At 34.0% G+C, this 703-nt stretch carries 1 protein-coding gene; it reads left to right on the forward strand.

The features are described 5' to 3' along the window. Nucleotides 1–37: 37 nt before the first annotated feature. Nucleotides 38–703: Rpn family recombination-promoting nuclease/putative transposase (locus NE544_RS12050; RefSeq protein WP_256269503.1), on the forward strand; the 666-nt coding region annotated here is incomplete at its 3' end.

A 703-nucleotide genomic window follows, 5' to 3' on the forward strand; every position in this document is an offset into this window, starting at 1 on the left:
ATTTATTTCGTATATGAGATAGGGGTGATGAAATCACATGAATAAATCAAAAGACAAAATTATGAAGGAGTTTTTAGAAAACAATGCCTATTTTGTCGACTTCTTTAATGCGTACTTCTTTGATGGTCAAAAAGCTCTTAAACCAGAGAATTGTGAGGAACTTGATTCAGAGATGAATGATGCGAATATGGATCTAGAAAAGCATGTGGATGTGATTCGTAAGTACAATGATGGAAATCTTTATAGTGCATTCATTATTGAGAATCAAAGTTATGTGGATATGTCCATGGTTGTAAGGGCTGCAGTATATGAGTTTGTAGCGTATGACAGAATGTTAAAGAAGTCAAAGAAGAATAAGTCAAAAGAAAAACTACCAATGGTGCACATTCTGGTATTCTATACAGGTGAAAGGCCTTGGAATGCAGCCAGACAGCTTTCTGAGCTGGTCGAAGTGGATGAAAGGTTCAAATCCTATTTCCATGACTACCAAATGAATCTGATTGAAATCACAGGAAATACTTCATATAATTTTAATGAAGAAGACGTGTATAATCTATTCTACATATGTCGAAGTATTTATGACCAATCTATTTATGAAGAAAAGAGTAATCATTTTGGACTTGTGAAAAGCAGTGTGTTAAAAGTCGTTAAGACATTAACGGATGTAGAATGGTTGGATTTAGAAGAATTAGAGGAAAAGGAG

Source organism: Holdemanella sp. MSK.7.32, from assembly GCF_024460475.1.
Taxonomy (GTDB): Bacteria; Bacillota_I; Bacilli_A; order Erysipelotrichales; family Erysipelotrichaceae; genus Holdemanella.